The sequence below is a fragment of the Maribacter sp. HTCC2170 genome, from assembly GCF_000153165.2.
Classification (GTDB): Bacteria; Bacteroidota; Bacteroidia; order Flavobacteriales; family Flavobacteriaceae; genus Maribacter_A.
This window is the reverse complement of record NC_014472.1, coordinates 1664693-1688218: the sequence shown is the minus strand read 5'-3', so window position 1 is coordinate 1688218 and position 23526 is coordinate 1664693. Positions and strand designations below refer to the sequence as shown.

General features: G+C 37.3%; 21 protein-coding genes and 1 tRNA gene. 11 read left to right on the top strand and 11 right to left on the bottom strand.

Going from position 1 to position 23526, the window contains the following annotated elements; translation table 11 throughout:
* Position 1 precedes the first annotated feature (1 nt).
* On the bottom strand, positions 2-1048 hold the full coding sequence (gene pdxA, locus FB2170_RS07430; protein WP_041632748.1) for a 4-hydroxythreonine-4-phosphate dehydrogenase PdxA: 1047 nt from the start codon (positions 1046-1048) through the stop codon (positions 2-4).
* A 58-nt stretch (positions 1049-1106) separates the two neighbouring features.
* Here pdxA and FB2170_RS07425 point away from each other — a divergent pair, with 58 nt between their 5' ends.
* Entirely contained in the window at positions 1107-1697 is a 591-nt protein-coding gene (locus FB2170_RS07425; RefSeq protein WP_041632747.1) for a riboflavin synthase, read from the top strand.
* A gap of 28 nt (positions 1698-1725) precedes the next feature.
* On the opposite strand, the gene FB2170_RS07420 is transcribed toward FB2170_RS07425, so the two are convergent.
* Together FB2170_RS07420 and FB2170_RS07415 are read right to left on the bottom strand one after the other, a co-directional pair.
* On the bottom strand, positions 1726-2814 hold the full coding sequence (locus tag FB2170_RS07420) for an acyltransferase family protein (RefSeq protein WP_013305917.1): 1089 nt from the start codon (positions 2812-2814) through the stop codon (positions 1726-1728).
* Between the two features lie 10 nt (positions 2815-2824).
* The gene (locus tag FB2170_RS07415; protein ID WP_013305916.1) at positions 2825-4633 is read right to left on the bottom strand and encodes a sodium:solute symporter family protein; all 1809 of its coding nucleotides are present in this window, start codon (positions 4631-4633) and stop codon (positions 2825-2827) included.
* Between the two features lie 76 nt (positions 4634-4709).
* On the opposite strand from FB2170_RS07415, the gene FB2170_RS07410 reads away from it, so the two are divergent.
* Complete coding sequence (locus FB2170_RS07410) at positions 4710-5465, top strand: sulfite exporter TauE/SafE family protein (RefSeq protein WP_041632746.1); 756 nt, start codon at positions 4710-4712, stop codon at positions 5463-5465.
* Between the two features lie 6 nt (positions 5466-5471).
* On the opposite strand, the gene FB2170_RS07405 is transcribed toward FB2170_RS07410, so the two are convergent.
* The 3 genes from FB2170_RS07405 to kduI are packed head-to-tail and all read right to left on the bottom strand — an operon-like array spanning position 5472 to position 8319.
* Positions 5472-6653: a DUF4861 family protein gene (locus tag FB2170_RS07405; protein ID WP_148232076.1), complete on the bottom strand. Its 1182-nt coding sequence runs from the start codon at positions 6651-6653 to the stop codon at positions 5472-5474.
* A 26-nt stretch (positions 6654-6679) separates the two neighbouring features.
* Positions 6680-7474 (bottom strand): gluconate 5-dehydrogenase, encoded by a 795-nt coding sequence (locus FB2170_RS07400; RefSeq protein WP_013305912.1) that lies wholly within the window; start codon positions 7472-7474, stop codon positions 6680-6682.
* 5 nt (positions 7475-7479) lie between these two features.
* Positions 7480-8319, bottom strand: coding sequence for a 5-dehydro-4-deoxy-D-glucuronate isomerase (gene kduI / locus FB2170_RS07395; protein WP_013305911.1), 840 nt, complete (start codon positions 8317-8319; stop codon positions 7480-7482).
* Positions 8320-8429: 110 nt separating this feature from the next.
* Here kduI and FB2170_RS07390 point away from each other — a divergent pair, with 110 nt between their 5' ends.
* Positions 8430-9464: a LacI family DNA-binding transcriptional regulator gene (locus FB2170_RS07390; protein ID WP_013305910.1), complete on the top strand. Its 1035-nt coding sequence runs from the start codon at positions 8430-8432 to the stop codon at positions 9462-9464.
* A 7-nt stretch (positions 9465-9471) separates the two neighbouring features.
* Positions 9472-10686 carry a glycoside hydrolase family 88 protein gene (locus FB2170_RS07385; RefSeq protein ID WP_013305909.1) on the top strand — a complete coding sequence of 405 codons (1215 nt, stop codon included), beginning with the start codon at positions 9472-9474 and terminating at the stop codon, positions 10684-10686.
* Positions 10687-11125: 439 nt separating this feature from the next.
* On the opposite strand, the gene FB2170_RS07380 is transcribed toward FB2170_RS07385, so the two are convergent.
* A tRNA-Ile gene (locus FB2170_RS07380) sits at positions 11126-11199 on the bottom strand.
* Between the two features lie 130 nt (positions 11200-11329).
* On the opposite strand from FB2170_RS07380, the gene rbfA reads away from it, so the two are divergent.
* Both rbfA and FB2170_RS07370 read left to right on the top strand, forming a co-directional pair.
* Positions 11330-11722 (top strand): 30S ribosome-binding factor RbfA, encoded by a 393-nt coding sequence (gene rbfA, locus FB2170_RS07375; RefSeq protein ID WP_013305908.1) that lies wholly within the window; start codon positions 11330-11332, stop codon positions 11720-11722.
* A 3-nt stretch (positions 11723-11725) separates the two neighbouring features.
* Positions 11726-12922 (top strand): ABC transporter permease, encoded by a 1197-nt coding sequence (locus FB2170_RS07370; RefSeq protein ID WP_041632744.1) that lies wholly within the window; start codon positions 11726-11728, stop codon positions 12920-12922.
* On the opposite strand, the gene dusB is transcribed toward FB2170_RS07370, so the two are convergent.
* Entirely contained in the window at positions 12919-13917 is a 999-nt protein-coding gene (gene dusB / locus FB2170_RS07365; protein ID WP_013305906.1) for a tRNA dihydrouridine synthase DusB, read from the bottom strand. The genes FB2170_RS07370 and dusB overlap by 4 nt on opposite strands.
* A gap of 62 nt (positions 13918-13979) precedes the next feature.
* On the opposite strand from dusB, the gene FB2170_RS07360 reads away from it, so the two are divergent.
* Genes FB2170_RS07360 through FB2170_RS07350 form a run of 3 tightly spaced genes read left to right on the top strand, consistent with a single transcriptional unit; the run spans position 13980 to position 16363 of the window.
* Entirely contained in the window at positions 13980-14753 is a 774-nt protein-coding gene (locus FB2170_RS07360; RefSeq protein WP_013305905.1) for a prolipoprotein diacylglyceryl transferase, read from the top strand.
* Positions 14725-16116, top strand: coding sequence for a radical SAM protein (locus FB2170_RS07355; protein WP_041632743.1), 1392 nt, complete (start codon positions 14725-14727; stop codon positions 16114-16116). The genes FB2170_RS07360 and FB2170_RS07355 overlap by 29 nt, the downstream gene beginning before the upstream one ends.
* A gap of 31 nt (positions 16117-16147) precedes the next feature.
* Positions 16148-16363, top strand: coding sequence for a hypothetical protein (locus FB2170_RS07350; RefSeq protein WP_013305903.1), 216 nt, complete (start codon positions 16148-16150; stop codon positions 16361-16363).
* Positions 16364-16369: 6 nt separating this feature from the next.
* On the opposite strand, the gene FB2170_RS07345 is transcribed toward FB2170_RS07350, so the two are convergent.
* The gene (locus FB2170_RS07345) at positions 16370-18778 is read right to left on the bottom strand and encodes an outer membrane beta-barrel family protein (protein WP_083802953.1); all 2409 of its coding nucleotides are present in this window, start codon (positions 18776-18778) and stop codon (positions 16370-16372) included.
* A 220-nt stretch (positions 18779-18998) separates the two neighbouring features.
* Here FB2170_RS07345 and lepA point away from each other — a divergent pair, with 220 nt between their 5' ends.
* On the top strand, positions 18999-20795 hold the full coding sequence (lepA, locus tag FB2170_RS07340) for a translation elongation factor 4 (RefSeq protein ID WP_013305900.1): 1797 nt from the start codon (positions 18999-19001) through the stop codon (positions 20793-20795).
* A gap of 20 nt (positions 20796-20815) precedes the next feature.
* Here the strand turns inward: lepA and FB2170_RS07335 are convergent, their stop codons facing one another.
* Entirely contained in the window at positions 20816-21061 is a 246-nt protein-coding gene (locus tag FB2170_RS07335) for a hypothetical protein (RefSeq protein WP_013305899.1), read from the bottom strand.
* A 346-nt stretch (positions 21062-21407) separates the two neighbouring features.
* Between FB2170_RS07335 and FB2170_RS07330 the strand changes: the two genes are divergently transcribed.
* Entirely contained in the window at positions 21408-21641 is a 234-nt protein-coding gene (locus FB2170_RS07330; protein ID WP_013305898.1) for a hypothetical protein, read from the top strand.
* Between the two features lies 1 nt (position 21642).
* Here FB2170_RS07330 and FB2170_RS07325 read toward each other — a convergent pair whose 3' ends face one another.
* Positions 21643-23466 (bottom strand): cation:proton antiporter, encoded by a 1824-nt coding sequence (locus FB2170_RS07325; protein WP_013305897.1) that lies wholly within the window; start codon positions 23464-23466, stop codon positions 21643-21645.
* Between the last annotated feature and the right edge of the window lie 60 nt (positions 23467-23526).

The following is a 23526-nucleotide window of genomic DNA, read 5'->3' as shown; positions in this document are numbered from 1 at the left end:
ATTACCTCCTCGCTTTTTGTTTTTGTAGCTGATTTTCTGTCAACTTCTGATATTCCTTTCGATTCCTAAATATTTCAATGGCCTTGAAAAGTGCTTCCTTAAATGAGTTATGATCTGCTTTTCCTTTTCCAGCAATTTCATATGCTGTACCATGGTCTGGTGATGTGCGCACCCTTGAAAGGCCAGCCGTATAATTAACACCATTACCAAAAGAAAGGGTTTTAAAAGGTATTAATCCTTGGTCGTGATAGGAGGCCAAAATGGCATCGAAATCTTTATATGAATCAGATCCAAAAAAACTATCGGCAGAATAGGGTCCAAAAACCAAGTGGCCAGCATCTGACATTTCCTTTATAACAGGCTTCATAACCTCATCATCTTCTTTGCCAATAACACCATTATCACCACTATGAGGGTTGATGCCTAAAAGGGCTATTTTTGGCCTACGAATGCCAAAATCCATCTGCAAAGATTTTTCAATGATTCTTACTTTGGTTCGTATCAAAATTGGGGTAATGGCCTCAGGGGCATCTTTTACTGCAACATGATCAGTCAACAATCCAACTTTCAAGTCATTGGTTACCATGAACATGAGGCTTTCGCCTTCAAATTCCTGAGCAAGGTAATCTGTATGTCCCGGAAAATTAAATTCGTCCGATTGAATGTTTTTTTTATTGATTGGTGCAGTCACTAAAACGTCAATCTTGTTTTCCTTCAAAGCTTTCACTGCAGCACGAAGCGATTTTATGGCATATTCGCCTCCTGTTTTGGTCTCTTGGCCAAATTCGATTTTGGGATTCTCTTTCCAAACATTGACCACATTAACCTTGCCGTCAAGTGCCTTGGCCGCGTCATGTACACCGTTGAAATTAATTGCAAAACCCAACTCGTTTTTTTGTTGGGATATGGTTTTATTGGAAGCAAAAATAACCGGGGTACAAAAATCTAACATGCGGGAATCCTCAAAAGTTTTGAGTGCAATTTCACACCCAATTCCGTTTAGATCTCCAATAGATATTCCTACCCTAATTTTACTGCTTTCCTGCATTATATATTTACCTTTGTAACTTAAATTGTTGCACAAAACTACTTAATTTAAACGACACATGTTTACGGGAATAATCGAATCTTTAGGCAAAATTGAGCAATTAGAGAAAGAGGGTGGAAATCTTCATATCAGCGTTAAATCCGACATTACTTCCGCCTTGAAAATTGATCAGAGCGTTGCCCACAATGGCGTGTGTCTAACAGTTGTATCAATTAAAGATCAAGTTTATACAGTTACCGCAATTGAGGAAACCTTGGAAAAAACAAGTCTTAGAACATTGACAACCAGAGATAAAGTAAACCTTGAACGGGCAATGATTTTAGGTTCAAGATTAGATGGGCATATTGTACAAGGGCATGTAGATCAAACAGCCAAGTGTATCAATATCACTGAAAAAGATGGTAGTTGGTTCTTTACATTTGAATATGATCCGGACCTGAACAATGTCACCATCGAAAAAGGTTCAATTACAGTTGATGGAGTGAGTTTGACGGTTGTGAATAGCAATAAGAATTCTTTTAGTGTTGCCATAATTCCCTATACCTACGAACATACCCGGTTTGGTGGTTACAAAATTGGTTCACTGGTGAACCTTGAATTTGATGTTATTGGTAAGTATGTTGCGCGAATGCTTGAACTTAGACAATAAGGGATTTTTCGAGATTTAATAGTTGTGGCTACACCTTAATGAATATCTTCTTTTTATACATTACGTACGCTAAAAGAATGTAAAAACTCACAACAGTCAACGCGTATAGCAGGGAAGAGAGTTCCATTGCCATAAAATCATGAACATAGATATTACTGAACAACCAACCATGTAATGAGGTTTCACCACCCACTTTAATCATGCCAAATAATTTAGATACAAAGCTTGACAAAAAGTAAACCGTTATTGCATTTGCACCGGCATATTTAAAAATGCTACCAAATTCAATTTGCCTAACATCAGAAATATAATAGACAAGTGCCAGAAAAATATTGGCCCAACCAGAGGTAACCAACACAAAACTACTACTCCATAGAGCCTTGTTTATTGGAAAAACCGTATGCCACAAATACCCTAAAGCCAACATTACAACTCCAAGACCGACTAAGACCATTGTTTTATTATCCTTTTTTGAAGTAAGAATCAAACCAGTAAATACTCCCGTTAAAGCAGAGGCTATAGAAGGTAACGTACTCAGAAAGCCCTCAGGGTCATAATCTGGTTTATAGTTATGAGTGCCAAAAATCTTAACATCCAAGTAGTTGGCCAGATTGTTAGGTGCTCTATCAAAAGTAGATTCTATACCTTCTACTGGCACATAACCCATTAAAAGCCAATATCCTACCAAAAGGACTATGCAAATGCCCAACAAAGTTTTCCAATTGAAATTAACGAACAATACAGCCGTAAATAAAAATACAACTCCTATTCGTTGTAAAACACCAGGAAACCTAATATCCGCAAAGTCTTTTATAAAAGGAAAGCTTAAAGTGAACGCCCCTAAAAACAATCCAAGTCCAATAAGTTTTAGACTACGTACTGCTATTTTTTTATACGTCTGTGTGGAGGCCTTTTTTTTCTGATATGCAAAAGAAATGGATGTCCCGACAATGAAAAGGAAAAAAGGAAATACGAGATCTGTAGGTGTATAACCATGCCACTCAGCATGCAAAAAAGGTGTATATACACTGGACCAAGTCCCTGGAGTATTGACTAAAATCATCAATACAATGGTCAAACCCCTAAAAATATCAACCGAAATTACCCTGTTCTTCATTTGCTAAGGCCTATAAAATATCATCTTTCATTTTTCCCCAAGCCTTAATCAGTAAAAATCCTGCGACTAATGCCACGCCCGTAAGAATCATAGCTGAAGTTGTTTTGCCATAGATCCAGTGGCCTGTGGCAAACATGATAGTATAAATCAATACAACACCTAAAAGCATGGCTCCGATACCTGCAGGAACGGTCCATTTTTCTCCTTGGTCAATTTCGATATTTTCTTGTTTGGCTTCGTCCACAATTTTGCTCCAACCTGGCCCTCCTGGCTGTATTTTTTTATAGAATGAACGCAATACGTCCTTGGACTCTGGTTGTGTTGTGAAAGTTGCTGTAAGCCAAATTATGGTTGTTACTATCATCACAAAAGGTATCTCTCCCCACTCAGGAAATATCCCAGTGTCAGCATTGAAAAAGAAATCACCAAGTGGAGTTGCTTTCAATAGGATTGACAATATTCCTGAAGCGAACATTGCAGAAATCTCTGTCCAAGCATTTATTCGCCACCAGAACCACCTAAGTATAAAGATTAATCCAGTTCCTGCACCAAACAGTAACAACATATCAAAAATTTGCATTGCATTCTGCATTGCCAAAGCTAAGATTGCGCTTAAAACCATTAAGATAACAGTAGAGAACCTACCAACAGCTACTAATCTTTTTTCGGAAGCTTGCGGGTTTATTTGTTGTTTGTAGAAGTCAAAAACAATGTATGAAGAACCCCAATTTAATTGTGTTGATATTGTACTCATGTATGCCGCAATCAATGACGCCAACACCAACCCTAATAAACCACTAGGTAATTTGGTCAACATAGCAGAATAAGCTAAATCATGCCCTAATTTATCAGCTGGCACATTTGGAAATGCTTCTGAAATACTAGCGATATCTGGATACACAACCAATGAAGCAAGTGCTACCAAAATCCAAGGCCAAGGTCTAAGTGCATAATGCATAATATTAAAAAAGAATGTGGCACCTATGGCATGGTTCTCGTCTTTGGCCGCTAACATACGTTGAGCAATATAACCACCACCACCAGGTTCTCCGCCTGGATACCAAGAACTCCACCATTGCACCGCAAGCGGAATAGCCAATAGTGTAATCACTGCTTTTGTATTACTGAATTCTGGTAATATAGAAAGTTTATCGATTACGTTTTCGTCTGTCATTACAGCATTTATTCCGCCTACTTCTGGTAAATTAACCAAATAATATGCGGCACCTATAGCTCCTGCCATGGCCACAAAAAACAGAAGAAAATCGGTATAAACCACCCCTTTAAAACCGCCCAAAGCACTAAAAGTCACTGTAATCAGACCTGCCCCAACAACGGTTTGCCAAGGCTCGAGCCCTAGCATAATTCCACCTATTTTAATAGCTGCCAGAGTAACCGCGGACATGGTTATTACATTAAAAATAACTCCTAAATAAACTGCTCTAAATTTTCTAAGAAAGCTGGCTGGTTTACCTCCGTATCGTAATTCATAAAATTCCAAGTCGGTATTTACATTCGATTTTCTCCAAAGCTTTGCGTAAACAAAAACTGTCAACATTCCCGTAATAAGAAAACACCACCAAACCCAATTTCCCGAAACACCGTCAGTTCTCACAATATCTGTAACCAGATTGGGCGTATCTGTTGAAAATGTGGTTGCTACCATAGATAGACCTAGCAACCACCAAGGCATTGTTCTACCTGAAAGGAAGAACTCGGAACTATTTTTCCCAGATTTTTTTGAAACATAAACCCCAATTCCTAATACTATTGAGAAGAATACGATTATGAAGCTATAATCCAAAGTACTTAATTCCATTTGGTTGGTTTTTGGTTAAGAGCTAAAGATAAAATTTTTTGAGATACATTTGCTCCTTGTTCGCTAAATAACAACTGTGCTCCTATCAATAGAATCAAACATATCTCTTTTCTCATGGGTTTTAGCCATCACGGCTGCATTTGTTGTTGGCGTTTCAAAAGCTGGGATAAAAGGCATTGCGATTATCATTGTTACTTTAATGGCTTTAGCATTTGGTGCTAAAGAATCAACCGGTATTATAGTGCCGCTCTTGATTGTTGGCGATATTTTCGCAGTAATCTATTACAACCGTCATACACAATGGAAATACATTGTCCGATTCTTACCGTGGATGGTTGCGGGGGTACTCATTGGAGTTTTTATTGGAAAAGACTTAGATGAAAATACATTTAAAATAGGAATGGCCATTATTATTCTAGGTAGTGTGCTTATGATGTATTGGTGGGACCAAAAAAAATCAAAAAATGTCCCAACACATTGGGGTTTTGCTGGTTTCATTGGGGTTCTAGCAGGAATCACTACAATGATAGGGAACCTAGCAGGTGCTTTTAGTAATATATTCTTTTTGGCGATGCGGTTGCCTAAAAATGAATTCATAGGAACCGCTGCATGGTTGTTCTTTATTATCAATATTTTTAAAGTGCCTTTTCATATTTGGTCTTGGGGAACAATTACTACAGAGACGCTTCTAATAGATTTAAAGCTTATCCCAGGAATTCTTGTTGGCTTGTTTATTGGTGTGCGGCTAGTGAAAATAATCAAGGAAGACTTCTATAGAAAAATGATATTGATCCTTACCGCTATGGGGGCGATTTTGATTTTATTCAGATAGATTTATTTACAAATCGCTCTCTGAAAGTGTTATTGTTAAAGGGTTCTGCAATTGTCTGGAAATCTGCTCCAAATAGTGTTCCCATTGTTGCTGATTATTGAACCGCCCTCTTTCTTTCCATCCAAAACCGGCATAATAAGTGATTTTTTTACCAGACACTTTTAAATGTGCATAAACATTGCTCAAATCTTTTTGTTCAACATCATATTTCTCATAGCCAAGGAATGCTCCTGGCTCTGCAATGATTCCTGTTCCCAATTCAGAATTACCGTGGGGCTGCCAATAGCTCACCCATCCTTGCTCCTTGTTAAATGAAACTTGGCCATCCTTTTCATGAAGTGTTAAGCCAGCAGAAATTTCATTTGTTCCTTCCAGGATAACTTCAAATTTTGACAGATTGTTTCCGTAATCCAAACTTATAACCTTAGACTCTTTGATTAAACTCCCTGCGGCGGTCCATTTGTCAATTTCAAGATGAAAACTGGTCCTAATTGGTCCTGTAGTAATTGTTCTCCATTCTGTATAGTTCTTAGAGAAATGATAAGAAGAGTCCTTTTTAACCGCAACACCACCAACACCCCTGCTCACACCAACATGAAAATTGTCGAGTCCCTCACCATCATCTTCATGATACGTTCCTCCCGTTTGGGTTTCCTTTTTATACCATTTGTTTATTATGGGGTAATCAACCTTTTTCAACCAGGCATCAACTCCACTGGAAAGTGTGCCTCCTTTTTTGCCATCTTCAACCATTTTTTGAGCTGTGGGACCATACATTCTAAATGCCACCCTATTGTTCTCCCAAGCATAGTCATCAGTCCTTTCGGGAACAAATCTTGAATAACAATAGTCTATACTCTGGGGCTGGTCACCGTCTGCGGTTTTTATGATTTCATAAGATTTTCTTGATTTTCCATTTATTTTTGGTTGAAATATTAGTAAATCGAATTGATTATCCCCGTCTTCATCTACTAATTGTGAGATCAATACCTCATTCGACTCCAAATCCCTAACGCCTAAACCATCAAGGCTATTGATTTTTAAAAGTCCTTTTGTCAATTCAACAGTTTCAGAAAACCGCTCAATATCCAACGAATTTTTCACCAATATTACTTTTTTGCTTTTTTCAGCACAAGCAGACATAAGCACTAGGCCGATTATACACATACTATTCCTTATAAAAATCATGGCTCCTTGCTTTTAAAATTTGTTCGCTACACTTCGTTTGAAGGTTTTCCAATGGTCGCAAGTATACCGCCATCCACATAAACAATGTGGCCGTTTACAAAATCACTCGCTTTTGAAGCTAAATAAATTGCTGTCCCGGCAAGATCGTTAGGGTCACCCCATTTGGCAGCTGGTGTCCTATTGAGGATAAACTCATTAAAGGGATGACCCTCTACCCTTATTAAATCCGTTTGTGAAGTAGCAAAATATCCAGGTCCTATTCCGTTCACTTGAATATTATGTCTCGCCCACTCGGTGGCCATGTTTTGGGTCAACATTTTCAATCCACCCTTGGCAGCAGCATAAGCACCAACCGTGTTTCTACCTAATTCGCTCATCATAGAGCAAATATTAATAATCTTACCCTGTTTTCGATTTATCATGCTTTTTACAACATGTTTGGAAACAATAAAAGGGCTTACCAAATCAACATCTATTACTTCTCTAAAATCAGCCACCTCCATTTCTTCCAAAGGAGTCCTTTTGATAATTCCAGCGTTATTTATAAGAATGTCTATTAATCCTATTTCTGTCTGAATTTTTTCGATGGCTTCCTTGACAGCAACTTCATCCGTAACATCGAACTTGTACCCTTTCGCCTTGATCCCTAAAGATTTATAGTATTTTATTGCCTGATCAATTTTTTTCTGTGAAGAATTTCCATTAACGATAATGGTCGCTCCCGCCTTGCCCAGACCTTCGGCCATAGCCATGCCCAGACCATGAGTACTACCAGTTACCAATGCGATTCTTCCTGTTATATCGAATAATGATAGTCCCATATTCTTTATTTTAAATCAGATATTTTGGCAATATCCATATCGTTATAGTCCAAATTCTCTCCTGCCATACCCCAAATAAAAGTATAGTTTGAAGTACCTGAGCCACAATGAATAGACCATGGTGGTGATATAACGGCTTGATGGTTATGCATCCAAATATGTCTGGTTTCATTCGGCTGTCCCATAAAATGACAGACTGCTTGCTCCTCAGGAACATCCAAATAAAAATAAACCTCCATTCTCCGATCATGAACATGAGCGGGCATTGTATTCCAAACACTTCCGGTTTTCAATTCGGTCATCCCCATCTGTAACTGGCAGGAAGTTACCACATCTCCAATAATCATTTGGTTCACAGTTCGATGATTCGCCGTTTCCAAGGCACCTAGTTCGAGTTTGTTGGCATCGGCCAAACTCACTTTTTTAGTTGGATAGGTAGTATGCGCAGGTGCTGAATTTAAATAAAACTTAGCAGGGGTTTGAGGATTCTCACTTTTAAAAACTACTTTTTTGTTCCCCTTTCCTATATACAAAGCATCTTTATGGTTTAACGAATATGTGTTTCCATTAACCTCAACGGCGCCTTTTCCTCCAACATTGATGATACCTAATTCTCGACGTTCCAGAAAATAGTCTGCCTTTATAGGGTCAATTGCCTCAAGTTCAAGTGGCGAGATGGGAACCGCCGAACCAGCAATATATCTATCATAATGAGAATAAGTTAGATTTATTTTTCCCTCTTGCATAAGATTATCAATGAGAAATTCTTCACGCAATTTGGAGGTATCGTGTTTTTTTACTTCTTCAGGACTAGAAGCATATCTGGTTTCATATTCTGTTGGCATCGCTATAAATTGTTACTTAATTAGATTTGATACAAAAATAATAAAACAAAATACAATCGATTGTATTTTTTATATATTTGTCACAAAATGTCTGTTAACACTCGATTTTCATGCAAAAAAACAATGTAACCATTCATGATCTTGCAAAGGCCTTGAACATTAACCCATCAACTGTTTCAAGGGCATTGAACAATAGTTCTAGGGTTACACAACAAACTAAAACCAAGATTTTGGCAAAAGCCGACGAACTTGGTTATCAACGAAATGCATTGGCTTCGAATCTTCGAAAAAACAAAACCAATACAATCGGAGTGATTGTGCCCAGAATTTCGCGTCATTTCTTTTCTTCTGCAATAGCGGGTATAGAGGAGACTGCATTTGAATTCGGATACAATGTGATGATCTGTCAATCTTTGGAAGAACTCGAAAGGGAGCGTAACTTGATTAGCTCCCTAATGGCTAATAGGGTAGCTGGTGTATTGCTTTCGGTATCTATGGAAACCACGAACTATGACCACATGCTCGGATTAAAGAAAAACGGTACTCCGATTCTTTTTTTCGACCGTCATTGCGAAATACCCGGAAATAGTAATGTGTTGATTGATGATTTTCAAAGTGGATTCGATGCTACTGAACACTTGATTGCCAACGGATGTAAAATCATCGCTCACTTCTCAGGCCCCAAGGAACTAAAAATATATCAAAATCGACTGAGAGGGTATCTCGCGGCTTTGCAAAAGCATTGCATTCCTTATCGGCCGGAATTGGTATTCACTTCCAGACTGATGGAAGAGGATGGAATTGAAAATGCAAAAAAGATAATGTCATTGGGTATAAATATAGATGGGATTTTTGCTGCCAACGATGTATCGGCGATAGGTGCCATGAAACATTTGAAAAGTGAGGGCGTAAAAATCCCTGAAGATATTGGAATTGTGGGTTTTAGCAACGAACCTATTTCAGCGGTTATAGAGCCGTCATTGACCACAATAGATCAATCAGGCCATAAAATCGGAAAGTTAGCAACCAAACTATTGCTCAAACAGATTAAAAACGAATCAGGTCAGATACAACCGGAAACACTTGTGCTAAAAACTGCATTAATATCACGCGATTCGTCAAAACATATATCAACTAAAAACTAATAATTCTATGAATTTATCAAAAATTCTTTTTGTAATCATCTTGGCTGGAATGTCATTTTCATGCAAGGAAAACAAAACTAGAGATAAAGCAACCTCAGGGAAAGAAGTCGCATTTTCGCCAATAGAACATTCCAAAGAGCAGTTAACATTGCAACTTATAGATGCCGAAAAAGCAAATCGTATTCCAAGAACAATTGATGTTGATGGCAACATGCATTGGGCAAACAAAGGTTTTGACTGGACCGAAGGTTTTTTCCCAGGTAGTTGTTGGTATCTATATGAGTTCACAAAAGATGAAAAATGGAAAACAGCAGCGGAAAAGTTTCAAGCTTTGTTTGAAGATCATAAAAATTTCACCACATATCATGATTTAGGGTTTGTTTTCAATTGTTCTTATGGAAATGGTTACCGATTGACCAAGAATGAGGTGTTTAAAGAAGTTATGATTACGGCCGGAGATTCTTTAATGACACGCTTTGACCCAACTGTAGGGTGTATCAAAAGTTGGGACGTTGACAAAGGGTGGCAATCTGAAAGAAACTGGATGTTTCCGGTAATTATTGATAATATGATGAATCTTGAAATGCTATTTGAGCTTACCGAGCTTACTGGAAATAAAAAATACAAAGAAGCTGCCATCACACATGCCAGCACCACCCTTAAGAATCATTTTAGGGACGACAATAGCTCCTATCACGTGGTCGATTATAATCCTGAAACAGGTGAGGTGCGCAGCAAACAAACTGCTCAAGGCTTTGAACATGAAAGCGCCTGGGCAAGAGGGCAAGCCTGGGGCCTTTATGGCTATACGGTATGTTATCGCTATACAAAAGATTCCAAATATTTGGAGCAGGCGCAAAAAATTGCCGATTTTATCGTATCCTACAAAACTCTACCTGAAGATGGTATCCCTTATTGGGATTATAATGCTCCAAAAATCCCAAATGAACCTAGGGATGTTTCGGCGGCGGCAATTACAGTCTCAGCTTTAATCGAGTTGGATGCATATTCCGATGTAGAATATCGTTCTATAATCGATAAAATTTTATCATCACTCGCATCCGATGAGTACACTAATAAAACTGGGGAAAACAAGAATTTTATACTTAAACACAGTGTGGGAAGCATTCCTCATGGCGCCGAAATTGACGTGCCTTTGAATTATGCAGACTATTATTATCTAGAAGCATTGACAAGATATCAGAAATCATATGCCAATTAAGTAGTCAGGTCCCTATCAAAATAGAGAGCAATAAAAAAGCTGCTTCCTTTCAAGAAGCAGCTCCTATTGATTTCATTTATAATTTTTTGATTAAATGGTGCCTAAGTGCCATTTAAACATCCAGGCTATCCAAGAAATTCCTAAACAAATAAGGAATTTTCCTAATTCTACATAATTTATCCTTGTCCTCATATTTCGGGGTTTTATTTATACCCCAATATTAAGTCTAGTCACCAAATCGTATTTTGCTTTTGGACTAAGTTTAAACAATAATCGATGAAACCTACCGTAAATACAGTTGGGCGAGAAAAAGATGTGTTTTGCAGAGAGAGGTGAATCATATCTCCTCTAGATAAATTGCACATAGGTTCTATGAAATGAAAAAAGTAGGACTATTTAGAGAATAATAGAAAAGCCCCAGTTTTCACTGAGGCTTTTGTGGTCCCACATGGGCTCGAACCATGGACCCCCTGATTATGAGTCAGGTGCTCTAACCAGCTGAGCTATAGGACCCGCAAAATGCGGTCGCAAAATTAGCATTTATTTTTAAACGCTGCAAACATTATAAGGCCCAATGGGCCGCTATTTCACCTAAACATTTATAATAGCCGAAAATACCCGTAATTCTCCGTATTTTTGCCCCATGGAAACACAACGACAAAAAAAGATTGGAGGGGTAATTCAGAAGGATATCGTTGATATTTTACAACGTGCGGCCATAGATGGTGGTCTTACTGGGATTCTGATTTCGGTTTCCAAGGTAACCGTTACCACAGATCTTTCAATTGCCAAAGTATATATAAGTATTTTCCCAAATAAAGATTCAAAAGAATTATTGGAGGGTATACAATCCAACCAACCACTGATCAAGCATGAATTGGCCCAGCGCACCAAACACCAACTTAGAAGAGTTCCTGAGCTTTTGTTCTTTTTAGATGATTCGTTGGATTATATAGAAAATATTGAAAACTCATTAAAAGGTGAGGAAAATCCAATTGAAAACAGAGACTTGCTTGAAAAAAGAAAAAAATCCTAGCGGTTGAATTTTCCCATTTACATAGCACAACGATATCTACGCTCTAAAAGCAGTCAAAATGCTGTGAACATCATTAATTTCATTACATTTCTAGTTATTGTTATTGGATCGGCTTCATTGTTTATTGTTCTTTCGGGATTCGCCGGTTTAAAAACGTTCAGTCTTTCCTATACCAACATTTTTGATCCAGACATAAAAGCCTCGCCGGTTACTGGTAAGGTTTTCAATATTACCGAAGGGCAAGAAGAAAAGCTTTCTTCAATTACGGGGATAACTTCTTTTTCAAAAGAATTGGAGGAGCAAGTATCATTTACACACAAAGGAAAAAACCATTTTGCCTATATAAAAGGCGTGGATGATTCTTATACCAGCACAACGGCTATAGATAGTGCTCTTATTTTTGGAAACTGGTATTATTCACAGCAGCAAGGTGTTGCAGGCATTGGACTTACCAACAAACTAGGGTTGACCATTAACCAACATAGGAACCCTTTGGTTGTGATTGCACCCAAACCGGGGAAAGGTTCAATTTCGCAATCAAAGCCATATAATGAGTTGCCACTCGTAATAAGCGGAGTTTATTCTGTGGAGGAGACTTTGGATAAAAAATATGTGTTTACAAATTTGGCTCTTGTACAAGCCCTTTTAGAAAAGGATAGTACTCAGATATCAGGAATCAACTTCAAATTATTACCAGATGCCGACACGCCAGAACTTAGAAACCAGATTTCATCTGTTTTTGATGAAGGTATCGTACTCAAAAATAGAGAAGAGCAGAACAGTACTTTATACCGTATGCTCAACACTGAAAATTTGGCCACATACCTTATTTTTACACTGGTTCTTGTTATAGCTCTCTTTAATGTTGTTGGCGCCATTATCATGATGATATTGGACAAACAACAAAATTCCAAAACCCTTTATAATCTAGGTTCTACAATAAAAGATCTTAGAAGAATATACTTTATTCAAGGAGTTATTGTAACCGCGGCTGGTGGTATCATAGGCATTCTATTGGCCTCGTTATTAATTTGGTCACAATTGGCCTTTGGGTGGTTGAAAATAACCCCCTCTTTAGCCTATCCGGTCGAATATCAGTTAATCAATGTGTTGATTGTTTTGGGGACCATTATTGTTTTGGGGATCATAGCTTCAAAAATAGCAAGTAGCAGAATTACCAAAAAATTGATTGCGGCCTAGAAATCATCAAAAACATGGTTGCCAAATTTTTCCAAGACCTCATCAAATGCGGCAAAAACATCGGTTGATTCATCACTGGTAACCATTTTCATTCGGTATTCCTTAAAATTCGGTATTCCCTTAAAATAATTGGTATAATGACGACGAGTCTCAAAAACACCCAATTTTTCACCTTTCCAATCTATGGCCATTTGTAAATGCCTTCTTGCGGCTTCCACCCGCTCTTGCATTGTTGGTGGCGCTAAATGTCTTCCTGTCTTAAAATAATGCTTCACCTCATTAAAAAACCAGGGATAACCTATGCTTGCACGACCTATCATAGCGCCATCCAATCCAAACTCATCTCTCATTCTCATAGCGGCCTCTGGAGAATCTACATCGCCATTTCCAAAGACAGGAATATGCATTCGTTGATTGTTTTTTACCTCGGCAATAGGCACCCAATTTGCCTCTCCCTTATACATTTGAACTCTGGTTCTCCCGTGAATTGAAATAGCTTTACATCCTACATCTTGCAATCTTTCCGCTACTTCAACTATTTTAATGGATTCTTGGTCCCATCCCAACCTTGTCTTTACCGTTACAGGAAGCTTAGTATGCTCAACCATAGCCTTTGTCAACGAAACCATAAGGTCAATATCCTTTAATATTCCCGCACCGGCACCTTTGCTAACCACTTTCTTTACTGGGCAACCAAAATTAATATCGATAATATCTGGATTAGAAGCTTCAACTATCTCAACCGATCGTAACATAGAATCCAAATTGGCCCCAAAAATCTGAATGCCTACAGGACGCTCTTTCTCATAGATATCGAGTTTCATGACACTTTTCGCTGCATCACGAATAAGCCCTTCCGAGGAAATAAACTCAGTATACACCACATCAGCACCTTGTTCTTTGCACAATGCACGAAAAGGGGGATCGCTCACATCCTCCATAGGCGCTAGCAAAAGCGGGAATTCTGGTAATTTTATGTCTCCGATTTTTGGCATGGCACAAATTTACAATTATTACATAAAGCCTTAAAATCATAAAACCCCCTATATTCGTTCTTATGTTTTTTGATTTTACCATCCCCTACGAACCCGTATTCTTTGGGTTTAAAACCAATGTTCATTTGGTTTTGGAATACCTTGCCTTTTTCGTTGGGTTTAGATACTATGTTATTTTAAGGAAAAATACGAAAGACGACATTTCAACCAACAACCGACTTTCAATAATCATTGGGGCAATTTTTGGAGCCTTGATTTTTTCGAGAATCTTTGCTTTTCTAGAAAACCCTACTGTTCACTACGCACAGGGTTGGATTTCAATTTTAAATAACAAGACAATTATGGGCGGGCTCTTTGGCGGGCTACTGGGAGTAGAGTTTGTCAAAAAAATCATTGGAGAGAAACAATCGTCTGGCAATCTTTTCACATTACCCATAATCTTGGGTGTTATCATTGGCCGAATTGGTTGTTTCTTATCTGGAATAAATGAATTTACATATGGTAAAGTCACCGACGCCTTTTCGGGAATGGATTTAGGAGATGGACTCCATAGACACCCAATTGCCTTATATGAAGTTATTTTCCTTATTGTGCTTTTCGTTATTATCAAAAATCTACTTGAGAGAAAAGAACCTGATTTCAATGGAAGTTATTTCAAACTATTCATGATAACCTACTTTTCATTTCGATTTTTAATGGAATTTCTAAAACCAAATATCTTTCTAATTCTTGGCTTGAGCAGCATTCAATATTTATGCCTACTTTGTTTATTATATTATTCCAAATTCATAAAAAATAGCATAACATATGCCTACAAGAGACTACACGTACTATGATTTTACTTTAAGCCTTTGTCCTGACTGTCTCAGGCGTGTGGATGCTAAAATTATATTTGAGAATGAGAAAGTATATATGCTCAAGAATTGCAAAGAACACGGCAATTCAAAAGTCTTGATTGCGGATGATATTGAATACTATAAGAATATTCGCAACTATAACAAGGTCTCTGAATATCCTAAAACCTTTAATACAAAAACCCACTACGGTTGTCCTTATGATTGCGGGCTTTGCCCAGACCATGAACAACATTCGTGCTTAACGGTAGTTGAAGTAACTGACCGCTGCAACCTTACTTGTCCCACATGTTATGCCTCGTCCTCACCTACTTATGGAAGACATAGAAGCTTGGACGAGATAAAAAAAATGTTGGACACCATTGTCAAAAACGAGGGTGAGCCCGATGTCGTTCAAATAAGCGGAGGTGAGCCAACAATACATCCCAATTTCTTCGAAATCTTGGATTATGCAAAATCGTTGCCCATTCGACATTTAATGCTGAATACCAATGGTATTAAAATTGCCAAAGAATTTGCCTTTGCAAAAAAACTGGCTGCCTACGCCCCGGATTTCGAAATCTATCTTCAGTTTGATTCTTTGGATGATACCGTGCTACAAGTTTTGAGAGGCGCCGATTTGGCCGATACTAGATTGAAGGCCTTGGAGCACCTCAACCAACTAAACCTTTCAACCACATTGGTCGTTACCCTTCAAAAAGGACTGAATGATCACGAAATGGGTAAAACCATTGACTTCGCTTTAAAACAAAAATGTATTCGTGGAGTGACCTTTCAACCTACACAAATTGCGGGAAGGTTAGACAATTTTGAGGTAGATGAAAACCGAATTACTTTGACTGAGGTCCGAAGGAAAATTTTGGAACAATCTCCTGTTTTTGAATCAGATGACCTAATACCTGTACCTTGTAATCCCGATGCATTGGTAATGGCCTATGCCCTGAAAATGGGCAATGAGGTTAGCCCTTTAACTCGATATATAAATCCTGATGATTTATTGAATGAAGGTAAAAACACGATTATTTATGAACAAGATGCCGAATTACAGGGTAAAATGATCGAGCTTTTCAGTACAGGGAATTCTGTTGAAAAGGCTTCGGAAAATTTAAAATCGATTATGTGCTGTCTTCCGGAGATAGATGCCCCTGAATTGGGTTACGACAATTTATTCAGAATAATTATCATGCAATTCATAGATGCCCATAATTTTGATGTTCGAGCAATAAAAAAATCATGTGTGCACATTGTGAACAAAGATTATAAAATAATTCCTTTTGAAACTATGAATCTTTTTTACAGAGATGAAAAGGTTGAAAAACTAACTCATCTTCGAAATGAAATTTAAATTAATAACTTAGTAAGACAACAAATAGCAAATGAATAGTCTATCGGTTCTTGAGGTTGGTAACTTAGATGGTCTTGTCGCCATACTTTTTCTAATTATGTTTGGCCCCGCAATAGTACTCGTAATTATTGGCTTTGCGTTGAGGGCAAATGAAAAAAAGAAAGCGTCAAAAGTTCTTTTTATTCTTGCTGGTGTTTATTTATTGATTAGCCTTGGAATCTGCGGTGGCTTAATGGGTGGTTTTTAGCTAGAATTAAATTCTATTTCGCTCCTCAACTTTTCTTGATTTTTTGTTTGTCCGAATCTTTGTATTCCCAAACTTGTATCTTAATCCTAATACCAACATTCGGCTTTCAGGTCGGTAAAATGACGTATTATTTTGGTTAAGATAATTTCTCGTGTTAAAAAGCTTTGCTTTATTGAAAATATCATCAACCCCCAATGATATACTTCCTGCTTTGTTAAATATGGTCTTCCTTAGCGCTATCCCCATTCTGCTGTACTCTTCTTGTCTAGAATTTCCTTGTATTACAGGTGAGGAATAGAGAAAACTCACATCTGCCTTTAAGCTATTATCTTCTAGGAACGAAAGACTGCTGTTGGATCTAATATAAGTGTTCCATAATCCATTTTCAACCTGTTCATCAGAATCCAAATCGGTAAATTTACTCTCAATATAAGAGGTTGATGCCATAAAATAAAAGTACCAATTATTGGTTATGTTCTTACTTACCGACAGATTGAAACCGTAAGCAAAGTCCTTATCAATATTTGAACTTATAAACCGCAAAAGTTGGTTTTGGTTATCTTGAAAAACAAGTCTCTGGTTCTGGTTTGTTCTATTTCTATAAAAAACTTCAAAAGTATAGTTTCGATTCAAAGTGTAACCTGAAACCAAATAATGTCTGGAGGACGGTAATAATTCTGGATTTCCCTCTACCACAGAATTGTAGCTTTGAAAAACCTGAAAGGGATTTACATTATCATATCTAGGGCGGGAAATTCTTCGGTAATAATTAAGATTAAAATCATGCTTTCTATTTGGTGTATACTGGATAGAAAAAGACGGGAAGAGTTTAAAGTAATTATCCTTATCTATACTATTTGTTATGTTCAATTCACCTATCGTTCTTGTATATTCGGCCCTAAGTCCTCCTTTTGCTTTTAACTTGCCCCATTTATTATCAATCCCCAAATACCCAGCAACGATACTTTCATCATAATGGAACAACCCCATTTCAGTCGGATTTATTCCTGGTTGGTCCCGATCAAACCCTTCTTGATCAATAATGCTTTCCGAATGAATTCCGGCATACCGCATGCCTGTTTCAAACTTAGAATTTTTTCCCAAGGGAGAGATGAAATCTGCCTGAAAGCTAAAAAGTTTGATACGCTGTGTGGACGAAGTAGAGAAGTCATTTTCGCCAGTGAGATTGCCCCCTATATCAAGAAAATCAGTTTGTAATTCCTGACCACGCTCAAAATCATAATAAGTGTAATGTGAATTTATGGAGACTTCAGCACCTTTTTTAGGTAATTTATGAACAAAGTCTAAATAGAAAGATACGTTCAACTGTTCAGAATCAGAATCATTAATTGTGTTAAAGCTAGATAGCGGAGTGCCTTCTTCATCATTGATTTGGGTCTTGGTGTCATATACTCTTCCAATGCTTGGATTCCACTGATTTAAGGTTGATAGGGATAATGAATTTCTATCATCAAAAACATAGTCAAAAAAAGTATTGAAATTATGCCGCTTACGTCTTCGAACATAATCTTCATTCGCCGTCCAGCTTGAGGAAATGATTCCATCATCAACAAAATTCGTAATATCTGTGTATTGGGTAAACCACTTTTCATTAGTAAAGCTATAATTTGCAGAAAAACCTGCTTTTTTTCCTTTAAAATAGTGATCCATTCCAAAAGTGTGTTTCGGATAGATTCCTTGTCTATATCTGTTAAAAATGGCCCCATTATATCCTGAAATGAGGTTTTTCTTCATTTTTATGTTTATCAACATTCCGTCCTCCGCACTATATTTAACGGGAGGGTTTGTTATCACCTCAATCGACTCAACATTACTTGCCGTTGTTCCTGAGAGTAGGTTGATGATATCGGCCCTAGGAAGATTCACTTTTCTCCCGTTGATCATAATGCCAATATCTTTACTGCCTTTCACGGAAAGTTCGTTGTTAATAACCACAATACCCGGGGCTCTCTTTAAAGCTTCCCATATGTCACCATCTGAAAGCGCAGTATTTTCAATATTAAAAACCAATCTATCAACCTTTCGCTCAACGCGTGGTTTTTGTGTAGTTACAACAACTTCTTGTAAAGTCTGTGCATAATTTGATATGATCAGAGGGCCAATAATAGTGTCGCTGTTGATTTTTAACTTTAAATAATCCGATTCATTTTCTAAATAACTTGCCTTGATAAAATAATCTCCAGGAGGAATATTGTTTATCTTGAAAGCCCCATTCTCATCGGAAGAAGTTCCGTCAATAATGATAGAATCAATAACACTTAGCAGCAACACGTTAGACAACCAAATAGGCTCGCTATTAGTGCTTACAACTTTACCTTGAATTTCATATTCTTGAGAAAACAAAGAGGAGGTAAGAAAAGTAAAAAACAATAAATAGATTATCTGTTTAATCACAAAAAGACTCTATTAGCGCGTGAATTTAACAAAAAAAAACGGAATTGTCCTACAAAAAAAAGTGCGTTTCATCGATTATTTTCTAAAATGTATTCCCTTTCATAAATGTTGAATGGCAAAACAACCAAGGTATTTTTTGCACTATATTTGCACTTCTGAAAGAGCGGGGTCCAATTCGATTGAATTGAGCCATGGTAAAATTGAATTTAATTTTAGTTAGTTGAAGAAAATAAGAAACTTCTGCATAATTGCACATATTGATCACGGCAAAAGCACCTTGGCCGATAGGCTGTTAGATTTTACTGGTTCCGTTACGGAACGGGAAAAGAAAGAACAGCTATTAGATAGTATGGATCTTGAGCGTGAGCGTGGCATTACTATAAAAAGCCATGCTATACAAATGGAGTACACTTATAAAGGAGAAGAATACATTTTAAATTTAATCGATACTCCGGGCCATGTTGATTTTTCTTATGAAGTTTCTCGATCAATAGCAGCATGTGAAGGAGCGCTGCTGGTTGTGGATGCCGCCCAAAGCATTCAGGCGCAAACGATAAGTAACCTTTATTTGGCGTTGGAAAATGACCTTGAGATTATACCTGTTTTGAATAAGGTTGATTTGCCAAGTGCTAATCCTGAGGAAGTAACCGACGATATAGTGGACCTTTTAGGTTGTGAGGCAGAGGAAGTTATTCCTGCAAGCGCAAAAACCGGAATTGGTATTGGGGAAATTCTAGAGGCTATTATCGAACGTATTCCGGCACCTACTGGAAACCCGGAGGAATCCTTACAGGCATTGGTCTTTGATTCCGTCTATAATCCATTTAGAGGGGTAGAAACCTATTTTAGGGTTATTAATGGCGAAATCAAGAAAGGACAAAAAATAAAATTTGTTGCTACTGATAAGAGCTATTTTGCAGATGAAGTTGGCACTTTGAAATTAACCCAACACCCTAAACAAGTTATCAAAACTGGGGATGTAGGTTATTTAATAACAGGGATTAAAGACGCCAGAGAAGTAAAGGTTGGTGATACCATTACCGATTCGGCCAACCCAACGAAAAATGCCATCGAGGGGTTTGAGGATGTGAAACCCATGGTGTTTGCTGGAATATACCCGGTTGATACTGAGGATTTTGAAGAATTACGTTCTTCTATGGAAAAGCTTCAGCTGAACGATGCTTCTTTGGTCTTTGCGCCAGAAAGTAGTGCTGCTCTTGGTTTTGGTTTTCGCTGTGGTTTCTTGGGAATGCTTCATATGGAAATCATCCAAGAACGTTTAGAGCGTGAATTTGATATGACTGTCATTACCACAGTTCCCAACGTAAGTTACCACGCTTTTACGCGTAAAGATCCCGATGTCCCATTAATCGTTAACAATCCTTCTGATCTTCCTGACCCCTCAACTGTTGATCGTGTAGAAGAGCCTTACATAAAGGCGACCATAATTACCAAATCTGATTTTGTGGGCAATGTTATGTCGCTCTGTATTGAAAAAAGAGGATTAATTACAAATCAAACATATTTAACTACCGAAAGGGTAGAGCTTAATTTTGATATGCCATTGGCAGAAATTGTTTTTGATTTTTATGATCGGTTGAAAACCGTTTCAAAAGGTTATGCGTCTTTTGATTATGCTCCTATAGGTATGCGCACTTCTAAACTGGTACGCGTAGACATATTATTGAACTCTCAACCAGTTGATGCCTTATCTGCCTTAATTCACGCCGACAATGCAACGAATATTGGCAAGAAAATGTGCGAGAAATTAAGACAACTCATTCCTCGTCAACAATTTGATATTCCAATACAAGCTGCTATTGGTGCAAAAATCATTTCTAGAGAAACCATAAAAGCGCTTCGTAAAGATGTTACTGCCAAATGTTATGGCGGAGATATTTCTCGTAAACGTAAGCTACTGGAAAAACAGAAAAAGGGTAAAAAACGCATGCGACAGGTGGGGAATGTAGAAATTCCACAACAAGCCTTTATGGCCGTTCTAAAACTAAACGACTAACAACCAGCTGCCTTCAACTCCTAATCTTCGGTACAAAGTAGGTTTACATATTCTTTAATTGGCACGCCTAACAGATCGTTCTCGGTCAAGGTTTGGGTCGCTTCCCCTTTTGACAAAGTATAGGTGCCATTACCGTTATCACATAATTCATATGCAACATTAGTGCCTGTGCATGACGCACAGGTATTCTTTTCATCATCATTTGAGCAACTACCTGTACAAATCAAAAGACCAAGCATTATAAGTATTGAAAGTGACTTTTTCATAGAAAATTTTTATTAAAAACCCTTATCCAGAAGATTTTCTAGAGTACAATATAATTATAATTCTTTCCAAAAATGTTTTTGTTGTATTTGATGTCCTATTCTAAGGAAAATATTTCTGCAGAAATATAGTCATGTCCAGGGTAAAATTTATAAAAAATCAAGACCTTTATAAAATTGAGTACTCTATGTCCAATTATCAAAATTTTAGATAAAAAACCTCGTAATTCCTGTTTTTTATTAGCGATCCTCAGAATGGTCGTTGGTCTAAAATTCACAAAATTAACGCAAAACCTTCCAGTTATATACTTTTTTGTAGTTAAATTGAGCTACCTAAATTACTACAATAATGACATTATATATTGCCCAATTCACGGCAAAGCACCGTATTATCCAAATCGAGGAGAATTCAATTTTTACCTGGCATCAAGAAAGTGGAGAGATCGATACAGCCATGTTAATGAATAAAATAAAGAACGAATCCTCTATTCATTTCTTTAAATTGGTAGCAGGTAAAAACTATGAAGTAGACCCGGAAGATATCTCTGTTACCATTTGGAGAGCTGAACCTTTCTCAGGATAATTCAAACAAATGGTTTTCCCAAATAAACCAATAAATATCCTTCTTCTATATCCTTGATTTCCTTGCTATAAGATGGCATAATTTTTAAATCACCACCAGGTTTTTTCAAGAATATTGGAATAATATCTTCATCACTTTTAGTGACCTCGATAAGACGTTCGTAATGTGCTTGATCATTTATCTTAATTTCATGGATTTTTGGATATTTCCTACTCGTTTCTACCAATTTAATAAAGTCATCAGTATGCGAAAACAATCCCTCTTTTGGGTTGTCCTTTGAATTTTTCATTTCATCTGAAGTGACCAATCTAAATGCTCCATTTTCACCAAATTGATTTCGAAATTTATTAATCGCATAACTGTTTATTTCAGCATTTCCCGTCATCGCCATTAAATATCCAACATCATTAAGCTCTATATTATCTGTTAACGCGTCTGAATAGATATTGGCGTTAAACGCTTCCAATCCCAATGCCTTTGCTTTATTGATATTTGATTCATTGTTATCGATCAAGACAACATGACGATCATTGTTAAATAGATACTCGGCTATTAGAATTGATACCTGGGAGGCACCTATAATTACAATTCCTTCAGATTTTCTCAAGAAAACACCAACTATTTTTGCAATATACCTTGCAGTGGTTGCATTCAATAACACGGTGCCAAGTACAATCATAAATACCAAAGGGGTAATGTAGTTAGCCCCTTCTACTCCATCTCTTGCTAATTTCAATCCAAATAAGGAGGCGATACCTGCTGCGACAATACCTCTAGGACCCACCCAACTGATAAATAGTTTTTCATTCAATTTGAGTTTTGAATTCCTGGTACTAAGAAAAACACCTATTGGTCTAATAAGAAAAACAACGATAGCGAAAAGCACGACCGTTTTCCAATTATATATCAATAAAAGGTCTTCCATATTAATATTTGCCGCCAGAAGAATAAAGAGAATGGAAATAAGAAGCACACTTAAAGATTCTTTGAAGTAGAGCATTTCTTTTAAATAAGTCGAATTGAAATTACCAAGTACCATCCCCATAACTACCACTGCCAAAAGGCCGGATTCATGTGCAAAACTATCTGATAATACAAAAACACCAAGCACTGACGCAAGTGAAAGCACATTCAATAGATAATGTGGTATCCAATTTTTGGTTATTGCAAAATTCAACGCATGTGCAAATGTGAAACCGAAGGTAAAACCAAACAAAACAATTTTTCCAAATTCAACCAAAGCGGTTTTTGTGAATTCTCCGCCTGCTTCGACACTTATGAATTCGAACACTAATACGGCCACCAAAGCACCTACGGGATCTATCAAGATACCTTCCCATTTTAAAACGGTAGATACATCCTTCTTCAAAGGAATGTTTCTTAAAATTGGCGTAATCACCGTTGGCCCTGTGACTATGATTAAAGCCGAGAATAAATAAGAAATTTGCCAACTTAAATCAAATATAAAATGTGCCGCAATAGCCGCTCCAAAAAAAGTGACAACAGATCCAAGCGTAATCAATTTGGTAATGACCGGGCCAACATTTTTAATCTCACTCAATTTTAGCGTCAACCCTCCTTCAAATAGTATTATGCTTATGGCCAAAGAAACAAAGTGAAATAGACTTTCTCCAGGAAACAAGCCTTCAGTACCATTCCAAATAGGTTCAATCCACTTGGTACCGTCCTCGGATAAATATTCAGCTGCTATTGGGCCCACCAATAAACCAATGAGAATTAGTGGAAGTATTGCCGGGATTTTAAACTTCCAGGCGAACCATTGAGCTATAATTCCAAAAATGATGATTCCCGCTAATTCGATCATTATTAAAAATTTAACGAAAAATACCCTTTTATTGCAAAATGTACAATTTGACGAATCAAG

Excerpts from the sequence above, each read along its gene's own strand:
- FB2170_RS07360 (WP_013305905.1), top strand. The coding sequence starts at position 13,980 with ATGTTTTTTGATTTTACCATCCCCTACGAACCCGTATTCTTTGGGTTT.
- FB2170_RS07415 (WP_013305916.1), bottom strand. The coding sequence starts at position 4,633 with ATGGAATTAAGTACTTTGGATTATAGCTTCATAATCGTATTCTTCTCA.
- FB2170_RS07385 (WP_013305909.1), top strand. The coding sequence starts at position 9,472 with ATGAATTTATCAAAAATTCTTTTTGTAATCATCTTGGCTGGAATGTCA.
- FB2170_RS07405 (WP_148232076.1), bottom strand. The coding sequence starts at position 6,653 with ATGATTTTTATAAGGAATAGTATGTGTATAATCGGCCTAGTGCTTATG.
- FB2170_RS07425 (WP_041632747.1), top strand. The coding sequence starts at position 1,107 with ATGTTTACGGGAATAATCGAATCTTTAGGCAAAATTGAGCAATTAGAG.
- FB2170_RS07420 (WP_013305917.1), bottom strand. The coding sequence starts at position 2,814 with ATGAAGAACAGGGTAATTTCGGTTGATATTTTTAGGGGTTTGACCATT.
- dusB (WP_013305906.1), bottom strand. The coding sequence starts at position 13,917 with ATGCCAAAAATCGGAGACATAAAATTACCAGAATTCCCGCTTTTGCTA.
- FB2170_RS07330 (WP_013305898.1), top strand. The coding sequence starts at position 21,408 with ATGACATTATATATTGCCCAATTCACGGCAAAGCACCGTATTATCCAA.
- FB2170_RS07350 (WP_013305903.1), top strand. The coding sequence starts at position 16,148 with ATGAATAGTCTATCGGTTCTTGAGGTTGGTAACTTAGATGGTCTTGTC.
- FB2170_RS07400 (WP_013305912.1), bottom strand. The coding sequence starts at position 7,474 with ATGGGACTATCATTATTCGATATAACAGGAAGAATCGCATTGGTAACT.
- FB2170_RS07325 (WP_013305897.1), bottom strand. The coding sequence starts at position 23,466 with ATGATCGAATTAGCGGGAATCATCATTTTTGGAATTATAGCTCAATGG.
- FB2170_RS07390 (WP_013305910.1), top strand. The coding sequence starts at position 8,430 with ATGCAAAAAAACAATGTAACCATTCATGATCTTGCAAAGGCCTTGAAC.
- FB2170_RS07335 (WP_013305899.1), bottom strand. The coding sequence starts at position 21,061 with ATGAAAAAGTCACTTTCAATACTTATAATGCTTGGTCTTTTGATTTGT.
- rbfA (WP_013305908.1), top strand. The coding sequence starts at position 11,330 with ATGGAAACACAACGACAAAAAAAGATTGGAGGGGTAATTCAGAAGGAT.
- kduI (WP_013305911.1), bottom strand. The coding sequence starts at position 8,319 with ATGCCAACAGAATATGAAACCAGATATGCTTCTAGTCCTGAAGAAGTA.
- pdxA (WP_041632748.1), bottom strand. The coding sequence starts at position 1,048 with ATGCAGGAAAGCAGTAAAATTAGGGTAGGAATATCTATTGGAGATCTA.
- FB2170_RS07355 (WP_041632743.1), top strand. The coding sequence starts at position 14,725 with ATGCCTACAAGAGACTACACGTACTATGATTTTACTTTAAGCCTTTGT.